Annotated in this window: 13 protein-coding genes; 12 read left to right on the top strand and 1 reads right to left on the bottom strand. The window is 53.4% G+C overall.

Annotated features, from left to right (window positions below; translation table 11 throughout):
• Positions 1-19: 19 nt before the first annotated feature.
• A complete protein-coding gene (locus tag BH712_RS14180) occupies positions 20-604 on the bottom strand; it encodes a fimbrial protein (RefSeq protein WP_032674173.1) in 585 nt (194 codons plus the stop codon).
• Between the two features lie 374 nt (positions 605-978).
• Here BH712_RS14180 and BH712_RS14175 point away from each other — a divergent pair, with 374 nt between their 5' ends.
• The 12 genes from BH712_RS14175 (at position 979) to BH712_RS14120 (ending at position 13,335) form a co-directional block, all read left to right on the top strand.
• Positions 979-1,791 carry a winged helix-turn-helix domain-containing protein gene (locus BH712_RS14175; RefSeq protein ID WP_006812474.1) on the top strand — a complete coding sequence of 271 codons (813 nt, stop codon included), beginning with the start codon at positions 979-981 and terminating at the stop codon, positions 1,789-1,791.
• 3 nt (positions 1,792-1,794) lie between these two features.
• Entirely contained in the window at positions 1,795-2,280 is a 486-nt protein-coding gene (locus tag BH712_RS14170) for a hypothetical protein (RefSeq protein ID WP_234450150.1), read from the top strand.
• 227 nt (positions 2,281-2,507) lie between these two features.
• Positions 2,508-3,131: a common pilus major fimbrillin subunit EcpA gene (locus BH712_RS14165; protein ID WP_006812472.1), complete on the top strand. Its 624-nt coding sequence runs from the start codon at positions 2,508-2,510 to the stop codon at positions 3,129-3,131.
• Between the two features lie 45 nt (positions 3,132-3,176).
• Positions 3,177-3,854: an EcpB family pilus assembly chaperone gene (locus BH712_RS14160; protein ID WP_006812471.1), complete on the top strand. Its 678-nt coding sequence runs from the start codon at positions 3,177-3,179 to the stop codon at positions 3,852-3,854.
• Between the two features lie 6 nt (positions 3,855-3,860).
• Positions 3,861-6,455, top strand: coding sequence for a CS1-pili formation C-terminal domain-containing protein (locus BH712_RS14155; protein WP_006812470.1), 2,595 nt, complete (start codon positions 3,861-3,863; stop codon positions 6,453-6,455).
• On the top strand, positions 6,433-8,031 hold the full coding sequence (locus BH712_RS14150; protein ID WP_006812469.1) for a hypothetical protein: 1,599 nt from the start codon (positions 6,433-6,435) through the stop codon (positions 8,029-8,031). The genes BH712_RS14155 and BH712_RS14150 overlap by 23 nt, the downstream gene beginning before the upstream one ends.
• 6 nt (positions 8,032-8,037) lie before the next feature.
• Positions 8,038-8,691 carry a hypothetical protein gene (locus tag BH712_RS14145; RefSeq protein ID WP_006812468.1) on the top strand — a complete coding sequence of 218 codons (654 nt, stop codon included), beginning with the start codon at positions 8,038-8,040 and terminating at the stop codon, positions 8,689-8,691.
• A gap of 73 nt (positions 8,692-8,764) precedes the next feature.
• Positions 8,765-8,959, top strand: a complete 195-nt coding sequence (locus BH712_RS14140; RefSeq protein WP_000644465.1) for a hypothetical protein — start codon at positions 8,765-8,767, stop codon at positions 8,957-8,959.
• 23 nt (positions 8,960-8,982) lie between these two features.
• Positions 8,983-9,168 (top strand): hypothetical protein, encoded by a 186-nt coding sequence (locus BH712_RS14135; protein WP_001196016.1) that lies wholly within the window; start codon positions 8,983-8,985, stop codon positions 9,166-9,168.
• A 67-nt stretch (positions 9,169-9,235) separates the two neighbouring features.
• On the top strand, positions 9,236-11,332 hold the full coding sequence (locus BH712_RS14130) for a peptidase domain-containing ABC transporter (RefSeq protein WP_006812467.1): 2,097 nt from the start codon (positions 9,236-9,238) through the stop codon (positions 11,330-11,332).
• A complete protein-coding gene (locus tag BH712_RS14125; RefSeq protein ID WP_006812466.1) occupies positions 11,329-12,078 on the top strand; it encodes a hypothetical protein in 750 nt (249 codons plus the stop codon). Before BH712_RS14130 ends, BH712_RS14125 begins: the two co-directional genes overlap by 4 nt.
• A 6-nt stretch (positions 12,079-12,084) precedes the next feature.
• A complete protein-coding gene (locus BH712_RS14120) occupies positions 12,085-13,335 on the top strand; it encodes an HlyD family secretion protein (protein WP_006812465.1) in 1,251 nt (416 codons plus the stop codon).
• Positions 13,336-13,345: the final 10 nt, after the last annotated feature.

Genomic DNA, 13,345 nt, shown 5'->3' with positions numbered 1-13,345 from the left:
AGAGCCTGAATAATCATTATTACAGGTAGGAAATGGTATATGTTACGTTAGAGCTTAACTCGCCCACCGTGGCGGCAGCGGCGTTGGTTTTATAGTAATAAACATCCAGCGTCAGCGTTTCGGAATCTGGCGCGGTCGCGGTACCCATAATATTTGTCGTGTAAGCCTGATTCAGGGTAATCGGCGTAGACGAACCTGGTTCCACTAACGCAAAGCCGACATTACGCGCCACGCTGGCATCGTTTTCGTTCACGCTGTTATTCACCAGGTATTTACCGTCAGTGGAGATATTATCCGCGCTGGAGAAATAGACTTTCAGCGGAGTACCGGTCGTGCCTGCGGCTGGCGTACAACCCGAGAAGGTCAGCGCAATAGATTTTTTATTCTTAGTGATCAGGCCAACCGTGGTGCCTGCATCTTTTACCGAAATAGGGGAAAGCGCAACGGTAAAGTCTGCGCTTTTACCGCCGTTAATGGTACAGGTTGTATCGGTAATTGCGCCGGTAAAGTTAATGATACCACCCGCCGAATTGTCTGCGGCCACTGCGCTGGTAGAGGCAATAGCGGCGGCCAGCAGTGATACGGTCATGATCGATTTGAACATGATAAACTCCATAAAGATTTGTGTTATTTAAAATGAATGTTAATCGGCTACACATGTCCCTGATGTACCGGCTAGACGCATGGCGACGCGGGAGAGTGCTCTGACGATATTATGTTGCACTAAAAAAGTACATATCAAAACATTATTCCAACAAATTCTAAAATTTAAGATTATAATCTTGTGCTGGCGTTTTTTTTAATGTTTTAACCTAAATGCGGAACTTAGAAGTTTTTTATTAATGATTTAATAATCGTTAATTAATGAAGCTTTATGAATTCATCTCTTAATTAATATCACGCGACTTGACCACACAAACTTTAGACTTATTATTGCCTGGCAAATGCACAAAAATTTAACAATGGCGTAATAATAATATGAAGTATCTCATTGATCTCACAATGCTTTATGAAGTGGACACCGGTATGATCATGATTAATGGAGAGGAAGAGTCATCCATTAAGTTATCTAACCAGGCGGGCCGTCTGCTTTATGAACTTATCATCAATAATGGTAAAACACTCGACAGAGACGACCTGATAAAGAAGGTCTGGGAGGATCATGGTTTTTCCGGTTCCTCGGTGAGCCTGAATGTTGCCGTAAGTGAAATCAGAAAAGCATTTCGTACATTAGGATGCGACCCTTTACTGATAAAAACGATACGTGGCAAGGGATTTAGCCTTGCCGCGCATATTGAACATCACACGGTCAGGCCGCCGGTTGTTTCAACGCCTGGCGAACACTCTGCCGCTGAAGCATTCGCTACGGTAGCGCATAAGAAAGATGCCGATCCGCCTAAACGAATACTCTCGCTGCATACGCTCTTTATTTCTCTCTGCACGTTATTACTGATTACCGTTATCGGCACCGCTGTTTTACTGTTGCACCAAAGGGACTCCTATGCCGAGAGCCTGAAAGATTCTGATATGCATCTGCTCGGTAAAGTGGACCGGTGTACGGTATACCTGATCGATAAGAATATGTATCAGCCGCGACAGCACTACTTTAATCACGTAAAAGAGGTCATTGCCAGTCAGCATATCGACTGTCAACACCAGGTTGCAGATGCTTACTATTCCAGGTTTAAAAAGTCGCAGATAGAAAATTATTTCCTGGCTATCTGTTATCAGCAGGACAGTATCGACGATTATAAGAACTGCATTTCTTACAGAAGCCTGACCGGGAGTTAAAATATGTCAAGGACTAAAATGAGTGTAATGTTCAGTATCGTACTGGTGCTGTCTGTCATTGTGTTGTTATGGGTTTATTTTACCAGAACGCAGGATGAGGGGTTTGGCTGCCAGTCAGATACCATTTCCTGGAAAACCTATTCCACGGGTGAGTCAACCGATATGTCGCTAACCACGCTCTTCCTGTTTAACAACAAAGATATTGTGACGGTTATCCATAAAGGCGTACTCAAGAAAGAGGGTAAAAGCTACCTGATTGACAGAAATTACACGCTCAGCGTGGAAAAAGTCGACGGCAGCAATATCTTTTATATTAAGGATAAAAAGCTGAATAAATCTGAGGATGATGCGGCGCCGGATGGCGTTGTAAACGAAATGTTACTTGATAATATCAACTTCTTCTATATTACCAGCGTAAAAGAACATGCGTGGTTAATTAAGGGGCTGGTATTGCCTGTAATGATGTGTGTGGCTGTCCCGACGTCCTGATATTTCTCTCAATTGAAAAATCGATATTTATCTATTACTCGAGAAATTGAGTGATTTACTCAATATGTAACAATAAGATACGGAAAATTTATTTATATTTTTATTGTTGCTCAACGTCGAGTGAATTTTTCTGTATTGCCTCGTTATTTTGCGGCTGTCTATACTCCGCCTCGAAAAAGGGGCTCCCCTTTTTATACACGTGGATTCTTTTTTGAAGGACTAAATAAATGAACAAACTGAACGCTATCGTTCTGGGCTCCCTGCTGTCTGTTTCTGCCCTGAGCGCAGTTAATGCAGCAGAAACGACGGCGTCTGCCACCTGGCAGGCAACCGCAACCAAAGACAGCGAATCCGATCTGGTTGTTACGCCAACACGTGCTTTGAACTTTGTTTACAGCGCCAATACCAAATCTTTCAACACCGATACCGGTCTGTTTGATGTGGCTATCCGTGGCGATCACTCGACGGCGACCAGCTTCAAACTCGAAGCCATCCTCGACGATTCCAACAACACGCTGTTCAGCGTGGGCGGTGAAGCGACCAAGCTGAAAGTGGGTGCACGTTGGGGCGGTAACGACCTGGGCTCTATCGGTGGCACCGTGGGAGCGAAATCAACCGCATGGACCACGCTGGTGGATTCCTCTTCTAACACCGGCGTCTCTTCTGGCCTGTGGAACCTGACCACCAGCGCTGGCGCTGTGGCTGATACCGAAATTACCGGCCAGGACAAATTCGTCTTCTACGTTGACTCCGCTCAGGACAACGCGGGTACAGCGAAAGAGTTCAAAGACCTGACCAACAGCCTGTGGGAAGGGACCGTGTCTGTTGCGTTCCGCGCAACCTGGGGCTAAGGCCTGATCGATCCAGGGGCGCAAGCCCCTGTTTAGGGAAATAGCATGTTTAACCTCAAATCCGCCTTCTTATTTTTATTATTTATTTCTTCCTCCGCGCTGGCCATTAATGTGGGAAAAGTCACCACCATTATTCCTGCGGATGCTGACTCCACCGCCAAGGAAATAAAAAACGAAGCAGACAGCGTGCGTATTGTTTCTGTTCGCGCACAGCGGATCAGCAGCCCGATGGATGAAGGGATCGTCATTAATCCGGAGAAAGTGGACGAGCTGTTGCTGACGCCCACGCGCATGGTGATGCCTGCCGGTACCAGCAATATTGTCAAATTTTACTATCACGGTAACGCCGATAACAAAGAGCGTTACTACCGCATTACCTTCACGGATGAGGGGGTGAGCGAAGAGGTGGACAGCGGTTCGCCAAAAAACGGCACCGGGATGACGCGCGCGGTGGTGAGCACCATTCTGGTGGTTCAGCCCCGTGATAAGAAGATTGATTTCGTCTATGTGGCGGGAAAAATAACCAATAAAGGGAACACCTCGTTTCGCGTCAATGCGACCGGAACCTGCCTGAAGCCGAATCCGGAATCACCCACCACGCCGTGTAGCAAAAACTTCTACCTGATGCCAGAAACCTCGCGCGCTATCGAGGATATCAACGTTACGGATAACCATTTTCATCTCGGAATATGGGACCTGAAACAGTTCATTCCTGTTAAGTAAGGATGCATGGTGAAAAATAAATTAGTGTTGCCGGTGATGATGGCTTGCGCATCCGGCACGCTGCCCGCGCTTGCGCATGCAGCCTCAAGCTCCGTGGTTATCGCTAATTACCGTTTTCCCGACTCGCTTTATGCACTGCTGGAGCAGGGGATCAAAATTCCCGTCTATCTGGTGAATACGCGTCCACATTCAGCACAACAAGGGAACCGCGAAGGCACGGCGAGCAAATATGTTCGTATCGGTGACGTGACGCTCTTTGCCAAAGATCTGAAGCTGGGGCTAAGGGACGTCCAGGTCCAGGAGTCTGATAACGGCATTCGTCTGTCAAAAGAGATGCGAACGTTATTGCAGAGCATTAACGACAAGCAGTTTGATGACCAGATGCGCATTCCGGTGAGTGCGGGGTCCGCGTTCGAGCTGGATCAGAAAAAAATGCGCCTGTTGCTGAATCTCTCCCGGAGCGATTACGGGGTGAATATTCGCCCGCGTGAGGTGGACATTGATGCGCCGGAGTCTGACGACCTGAGCGGCACGTTCTCCTACAATCTTGGGGCGTATCACACCGAGAGCGGCTACGGCGACAGCTGGTCGTCAGGCTATCTGAACGCGAGAAACTGGATCTCGATGGGCGTTGATCATGTGCTGATCGACGGCTCTGGCTACGTCAACAAGAGCAGTAGCGATACCCAGATGAACGCGGTCATGTGGGAGCGTGACTATCAGGGGATGCGCTACGCCGCGGGCATGCTGAACGGCTGGGCGATGCAGTCTCTGGCAAGCGTCAGCGGGATTTCCGGCGGGGAAGTCTACGGCGTTTCCATGGGCAACCAGGCCAACTCCCGCAAGCGCGATAACACGCTCTCTCTGACGCCGGTGGTGGTCTATTTCCCCACGGCGGGCGAGGCCCGTATTCGTCGTGACGGGCAGCTTATCGGCATTCAGCGCTTTGACGTCGGTAACCATGAGATCGACACCAGCAGCCTGCCCTACGGGATCTACAGCATCGAAGTCGAAGTGGTGAGCGGAAGCCGTACCGTGTCGCGCAGCATGTACACCGTGAATAAGCCCTTCTCCAGCAACGTGTCGGAAACGCTGCGCTGGCAGATGTGGGGCGGGATGTATAGCCGCGATAAATCCGTCGTCAATTATAAAAAATACGCGAAACGCAAAAACGAGCAGGACAACACCTACTACTACGATTACGACACCAAACATAAAGACACCATGTCGCTGGTGGGAGCCTCGTTCAGCAAGCGCAGCGGGATGGTCGACTGGAATGCCTCCACCTACATGATGCGGGAACACATCGTCAGCGAGCTGTGGGCCTCCCTGAGCCTGACGGACTCTTTCTCGGTGAATACCCAGACCATGGCCGCCTCCGACGGAACGTACCGCGCCAACTATGGTGCGAATCTTAGCCTGCCGTGGCAGATCGGTTCGGTGTGGTACTCCCATGAACAGCTCTCCAGCGGCAAGTTCCTGGATATCTATGAGAGCAAGGGCAACACCTGGGGCGCCTCATTTAGCCTGCCGTCGTTTGGTCTGCCCTCGGCGGGCAACCTGAGCCTGATGCGTCAGGAGGATGACCTCTATCGCTATAAACGTTATCAGCTGGACTACTCGCAGGGGTTATACGCCGGTCGCTACGGCACGGCGCGCCTGCGGGTGGGAATGTCGCGTAACAAATACGACGGGTATTACGAAGAGAAAGATCGCTATGTGATGCTCGATTTTGCCATCCCGCTCGGCAATACCGTGTCGGTTGGCGTTTCCCACAATCGCGATACCGGCACAGCATTGAACGTCAGCGCCAGCCGCCAGTTTGAGGGCGACTACCTGAAGTCGGCCACCGCCAACGTGTCGAAAGCCTTTAACAGCCGCCAGGATCGCAGCGTAAGCGGCGGCGGCAGCGTGAATTTCGACACGCCGTGGAACAGCAACATCCTTAGCGTCCAGAGCGGCATGAGCAAAGGCTGGAACTCCACGCTGACCAGTGACGGCAGCGTGGGCTGGTCCAAAGAGGCCATCGCCGCCGGGAAAGGGACCGAAAGCGCAGGGGTGATTGTCAGTACCGGCCTCAAATCTGATGAAGCGCTGACCCTGAAGCTTAATGGCCGGGCGGAACGCATCAAAGGGGATAAAACCTGGCTGTCGCTACCGGCTTACCAGGCCTATGACCTGGAGGTGATGAACAGTGAAACCGGTACGGAAAGCTATGAGATTGGCGCGAATGCACGTCGCCATATCACCGTTTATCCGGGCAACACCGTGGTGATGAAGCCGCAGGTGAAGAAAATCGTCACCCTGTTTGGTCGTCTTGTGGATGCAAACGGTGCCCCGATTGGCGCCATGCAGATCAAAAACCACGTCGGGCTGACCCGGACGGAAAACGACGGCCGCTTTGTGATCGACGTTGATAAGAACAACCCTGTCCTGAGTATCGCCACGCCGGACGACAGCGTCTGCGAAGTGCGCCTGGATATTGAGTCTAACCGCGGTGCGCTGTGGCTCGGGGACATCTCCTGCGACAAAGGCGATTTCGTCTGGCAGGAAGCAAAAGGAACGCAGGAACGTGACGATGAAAAAGATATTCGCTCTTAATTTGCTGCTGATGAGCGCGGCGGCCCAGGCGCAGGAACTGCCCTATTTCGCCATTAATAACCCGGACAATAACGGTACGGGAAACAGCGCGGGACTGTTTAGTCTCAACAGCACGTCCACGGCGTTTTTACACGGTTCGCGCGAATGGCCGACCCTGAGTGCGAAAGCGAATAACGGTATCGCCACCTATATCCCGGACAACAGCTACAGCGGTCCGGCAGGCAGCGCGCTGACCATCGACTTTTCGGTGACCGGCTCCAGCGCCTCGCCGTTCTTTAAAGGGACGGCGTGTTCTTCGTCCTGCGGCAACACGGGGTACACCCCGACGACCAGCTATACCGACACGTCGATGGTGGTTAAGCCCCCGGTGATGGAGCCTGGCACGTCATACGGACGCTGGGTACTGGGCGATCCGTTCTTTAACTATCTGCTCAACGCCGCGCCAGGGGATGAAGTGACCATCACCTCCACGCCGCAAATCAGCTCCATCAACAAGGTGACCACCACCAATACGCTTCATAAGGTGGGCACGCTGACCATGACCAACGCCAGGGCGCTTAATCTGGGGATTGACCCGATCAGCGGCGAAGTGACGATTGTCGATGGATCAACGGGGGCCACCTGCACGAAATACACCCGCAACACGGTCTCTGGCGTGCTATGCGATCTGCTCGAATACACGTTTGTCGGGGAAGATATCTCCGGTTACAACGGGGGGCTGGCGCTCACCTCTTCCCGCGTCAACAGCGTGCTGCAATCGCACATGAGCGGCGGCACCGGCCTTGCCGCCGAGCTGACCTTCGATGAAAACACCTGGTACAGCATCTCCGGCGGTATCCTGAGCGATACGCGCGTCCTGGCGAACACGTTCCTCGCAGCGCCGCAGAAAAACGGCGGCAAAGCGTCCCTTAAAATCTTTTTGCCGAAAGCGTTGATTCTGAGCGTGGCGCAGGCGGGGGACGGCAGCAACATTGGCAATATCGTCAGCCTGTGTCTGACGCCCGGCAACAGCTCGCTGGCAGCGGATTTCTGCTTCCAGCCGGGAGGCGGCCTGGTGATTAACCCTATCGAGCCGGGGCTGGAGATTGTGCCCGACAACCCGGATTACACCCTCGATCCTGACGGTCTGGGCGGCTCCGGGAAAGGCATTATCGGCGAAGCGCCCATTGAGATCCCCTACACCATCACCTACAGCGGGGCGCAAAAAGATGCGGCGATTGCGGTCACGGTAAAAGTCACCGGGCCTACCCAAAGCCTGAATGGGGTGGACTACTGCGCCTTCAGCGGCAACGGCTTTACGGTTCCCATTCCGGGCAACGTGCTGGTGGGGAAAAGCCAGACGCTGATGGCGCACAACTGTAAAGGCGACGTGCTGTCGATCCCGGCACCGGCCACCCATGCGGAAGAGTGGGACAAAATGAGTTCCGGCGTGACCGATATGTGGCTCTGGAAAACCCCGCTGATCTTACAGTTCGTTATGGATAACCCGGTATCGAAAACCACCTATGACGGAAATAGCTGGTTTGGCGAAGTGACCGCGCAGGGAAGAATAGATGTTAGTGCATCCTGGAATTAATCAACCATGACTGGAAAATTCCTGGCTATTTTTGCAATAAATTGCTTCATTTCCACAGGGGCAAATGCTTTAATTATCGAAAGTCTGAATATTGATTTTCTGCCCGAAAGAGAAGTTGTTTTTCAGCCTATTAAAAACGATACCAGTGAACGTCAGAATTATACTGTATCGCTTATTCAGGTAGACGTTCCTAAAGAGAAGGGAAAAGAAACCGAAATAAAAGACGGCGAAGTCATGTATTCGCCTAAGCAATTAACGCTGGGGAGCGGTGAGCGCGCGGGTTTTAAATTTTACTATACCGGCCCGCATGACAACAAAGAGCGATATTATCGCGTAAAATTCACCGAGACGCCGCTCCAGGCAAAGGTTATCACGCGCAAAGGCCAACGCATCCAGTCGGATGTGGTGGTCTCGCTTGAGGCGATTTTGATTGTCCGCCCATGGACACGACATTTTGATTATGCGTTTAGCAACGGGGTGGTGAGTAATACCGGGAACACCTATTTTAAATATGTTTCCTCGGTCGGGTGCAGTACGCAATACAACAATTCAAAATATATTCCACCGGGACAACGGCTGGAAATAGATAATGCCGGGCAGGCTGCAAGGCGAATGATTATTTATGGCAATAAAATCATTCCGCTGACCACCTGCCCGTAGCAACCGCTTTCCTTCATAAAAGGAAATTAGCCTTTAGCAATACGCTAAAGATCCATCACAACAGGAGAAAAAAATGAAAGCGATTTCATTCACAGAAGCGAAAGACATTATTGGCGGCGCGTTAAACCCGTTCGCTGGTCTGGTTAAAGGTGCACAGCTGGGTTACGACACCGGTGCCAGCATCATGGGCATGGTTGGCGGTGTGGTTGGCGGAGTTCTGGGTGGCGCAATGGGCTTCCTGGGCGCGCTGGTTGGTAGCTACAACTAATTCACGTTAACAGGAAAAGACTCATGCAAGTTATCGATTTCAAAAAAGCACAGGCCATCATCGGTGGCTGGGATCCGTTTGCTGCCGCTATTCAGGGCGCAAGCGCAGGCTATAACGCGGGCAGCCAGATGTTAGGCGCGCTGGGCGGCACCATCGGCGGCGTATTCGGCCTGGTGGGCGGCTTCATCGGTGGTTTCTTCAGCGCATAAGCGAGAAGCACGTTGTACGCATGGCCCGCATTGCCGGGCCATTTTTTTATTTCAGCCACGGATCATTATGTTTTCGCTCTTTCAGTATAAAAAACAGGGGAAGACCCCTGTTATACGCCAGCATGAATTTACCGAATGTGGACTGGCCTGCCTGGCGATGGTGTTGGGGCATTACGACCACCATGTCTCCGTCAGCCAGCTGCGCCGGGAGATTGCCGTTTCCGCCGATGCGGGAACCTCAATGGCGGAATTAATGACCCTCGCCAGCGATAAAAATATGTCTGGCCGGGTGCTTAAAGGCGAAATCACTGAAATAGATACGTCTGAGCTGCCGCTCATCGCCTTCTGGCGCGGCAACCATTTCGTGGTTATCGTGAAGATCGACAGCCGTAGCGTGACCGTACACGATCCCGCCAGCGGCGTGCGTCGTTACCGCCTGAAAGAGGCGGAAAAACTCTTTTCCGGCTATGTGCTTGAGCTTAAGCCCACGCCGTGCTTCGAAAAGAAATCCCCGGATGAAAAACTCACGCTTGGCCGGTTAGCCAATAAATCCCCGAGCCTGTTCCAGCGCCAGCTGCTGCTGTTTGTGCTCTGTATTTTTACCCTCATTACCATGCTGGCTAGCCCCACCTACGTGCAGCTGATTATGGATGAGGCCATTGCCCGCAGCGACAGCGATCTGGTGATCCTGCTCACCGCCATCTTCGCTATCGTCTTTATCTTTGAAGTCATCGGTAAATTCCTCAAGCAGCTGCTTGAGATCCTGATGCGTAACATTGCCTATGACGATTTAAGCCAGTCCGTGCGCCACTACATGCTACGCACCCAGACCAGCTGGTTCCGCTCGCGCCCGCCGGGCATCGTACTGGCCATCGAGAAATCGCTCCACGCCTGCGCGGAGTTCATCAGCAATGGCTACGTGCAAATTCTCTTTTCCAGCCTGATCGCCGTCACCAGCCTGCTGTTTATGCTGCTGTATAACGTCAAAATTGCGCTGCTGACGATGCTGCTGATGGGCGTGTTTTTCCTGATCCGCTTTTCGCTGATTGGCCCCTATCAGCGTGCCGTGGATGACTCCATCGAGCGCACCGCCCAGTATGAATCCCTGCTGGTGGAGACGCAGAAAGGGATCATCACGCTCAAGGCGAACAACATGGAGCAGGCCCGGGATGCGGTGATGGACAAATCCCAGCGCGAACACATCGCCGGGCTGATGCGTAAAGAGCGGTTACTGGCGCGCTTTGATGTGGCGTCGCTGCTGGTGATCAATGCCGAGCAGTTGCTGGTGGTCTGCTTTGGCGCGTGGCTGATCCTGGAAGGGCAGATGAGTATCGGGATGCTGTACGCCTATATCAGCTACAAGCGCTATTTTTCCGATGCCATGGTCCAGGTGGCGCAGAAGCTGCTGGACAAAAATGCCCTCAAGGGGCCGCTGGATCGCGTGGGCGATCTGCTGTTTGCCCCCTCTGAAACCAGCCAGTTTGGGAAGCGGATTGTCACCTCGCCGGTCTGTCTGCAATTTGAGGATGTCTCATTTGCCTATCCTGGCCGGGAGGCCACGCTACAGCATATCAATATGACCCTGAAGCAGGGCGAAGAGGCGGTGATTGTTGGCCAGAGCGGGTCGGGAAAAACCACGCTGCTGCGTCTGATCTCCGGCATGCTGCTGGCATCGTCTGGCACGCTGCGGATCAATAAGATCCCCATTGAGGAGTGCGATCTCTCCTCGCTGCGCCAGCACATCCGCATCGTCCATGCGGACGATATTCTCTTCACCGGCTCGATTCTGGACAACATCGCCTGCTTTGACAGCGCGCCGGATAAAGAGCAGGTCATTGCCGCGTGCCGACTGGCGGAAGTGGACCACGTCGTCGCCCGGCTGCCGCACGGTTACGAAACGGAGATGCTGCCGGGGAACACCTTTTTCTCGGCCGGGGAGATGCAGCGTCTGGTTCTGGCGCGCGCCTTGTACAGCCAGCCTAAGCTGCTACTGTGTGACGAAGTGACGGCGAACCTGGATAAGACGACCGCGCAAAAGGTGCTGGCGAACCTGCGAAGCCTGGGGATTGGCCTGGTGTTTGTCACCCACTCGCCGGACGTGGTGGGTTGCCATGGGCGTCTCTATACCATGGAAAACGGCACTCTGCGGGAGAATGCGCCATGATGCTTCTGCCGCGTCTCTATGCCCGTCTCTGCGCGCGTCAGGCCGGACGCACGCTGCTGGCAAACCGGATCACGCAAAACTACAGCCAGTTTATGCGCTGCCCGGAGGCCGATGTCCCGGCTGATTTTCTGCATCAGAACGCCCATGAGCTGAGCGGGTTTAACTTCGTGGAGCAGATCTTTCCGCCCGCGCTGTGGGCGCGCAACGTTCTTTTCGATCTTCACGGGTACGTGGCGCAGTGGACGCAGGAGCAGGCATTTTACAGCTCGTCTCGCACCCTGCTACTGGGCATGCGCTGGGCGGGCTTTGGCCTGATGATGGATGCGCTGCTCGCCACCGCGCCAGACGATGTGCGCTTTCAGTTTATTACCCGTTACCCTGCGTTGCATAAGCTGATGGCCGCGCACGAAGGCCGGCGCGCCAGCTCTTTTTTCGCCCCTCATCGCCTGGTGACGGTGCTGCTGGTGGACGAACGTCTGCCGGAGGCGCCGCTGTTCCCCACTCAGGCAGGCGATCAAAAGGCGTGGTTAACGGATGTCTCAACGCGGTTTTTATCGCGCTATGGCTACAGCGTCCGAACGTTGCTGCCGGTCTGTTCGCTGCACGCGGCGGAGTTTGGGCTGGAGAGTCAGGCGTATGCGCCAGAGGATTACCGTCTGGCCGCTACCGACACGCTGAACGCGCTGCGCAAAACCCCCACGCTCTGGAGTGCATGGGACGATCTTTCAGTGATTTATCATGGATGACATATCGTGAAATTAAAAAACCGAAGCCGACAGCGGCGGGCGCTGATCCCGCATCACTTCTCAAAAAGCTATCACATCAACGCGCCACGGCTGAAAACCGTGCTGACCTTGTTCATCGCCTTTTTTCTCTGCCTGCTGGTCTTTGCGATTGTCTTTAATTTTTCGGAAACCACGCTGGCACGCGGGGTGCTGATCCCGGCGCAGGGCGATGTGGAAGTCCGCGCCAGAGAGTCCGGTACGCTTGTGGATTTTGCCGTACGGCCTGGCCAGTACGTGAAGGAAAACGATCCGCTGTTTACCGTGTCGCAGGACTATGGCGGCAAGCAGGGCTCGGTGGTGCAGTTTGACCGCCAGCAGATGGAAGCGGAGAAAAAGCGCAGCGAGCAGCGCATTCAGGCCATTGAGGACTCGATTGCGTCGTACCGCAAAAATCTGGCGCAGCAGCTGACGCTCACCGACAAGCAGATAGCCGTGTCCCGCGATAAGGTGAAGAAGCTGCGTGCGCTGCTTAAAAACAGCACCGATACCTATGAGGCGTGGAAATCCGTCTCCGGGAAGGGCTATGTCTCCAAAGTGGATCTCGATAAAAGCCACAACGATGTGCTCAATGCGCAGCTCAACCTGACGCTGGAGGAGAGCACTATCCTTGAACTTGAGGCACGCAAAACCAGCCTGACCGACAGTACCCAGTCGCAAATTGACTCTCTGAGCGAAGAGCAGCTGTACGTGAAAAACCGCATCAGCGAAATCGATCGCAACCTGTCCAGCCGGGGAAGTTCCACCATGGCGATGCTGGCCCCTTCGGATGGCTACGTGGTGGCGATTAACTTCCCGCCTGGCCGGGCCATTACGCAAAACAGCGAGGTGGTGGTGGTGATCCGTAAAAATACCGCGGCGACGATGGAGGGGTATCTGTATGTGCCCGCCACGGGGGTGGGACGCGTGGCGAAGGGCGATAAGGTCAAGCTGCGCTTCGACTCCTGGCCCGTGGATAAATACGGTTCCGTGGAGGCAACACTGTCCGATTTCTATGAGGTAAACATTGATGCCCATTCGGCGCTGATCCCGCTCCAGGAAGGGCAGAACTATTACCTGGCTAAAGTGCGCGTCCCCTCCTGGTTTACCGACCCGGACAAGAAAAAGCGCATGCTGATGGGCGGAATGACGGTGAACGCCGATATCGTTATCGATCGTAAGCCGCTTATCAATCTGCTGATTGCGCCGCTGGAAAGGGTGCGCAAGCGGTTTATCGATTGACCCGATTTCA

Origin of the sequence: Enterobacter hormaechei ATCC 49162, from assembly GCF_001875655.1 — a bacterium.
GTDB lineage: Bacteria > Pseudomonadota > Gammaproteobacteria > Enterobacterales > Enterobacteriaceae > Enterobacter > Enterobacter hormaechei.
This window is presented reverse-complemented; position numbering and strand designations above follow the sequence as displayed.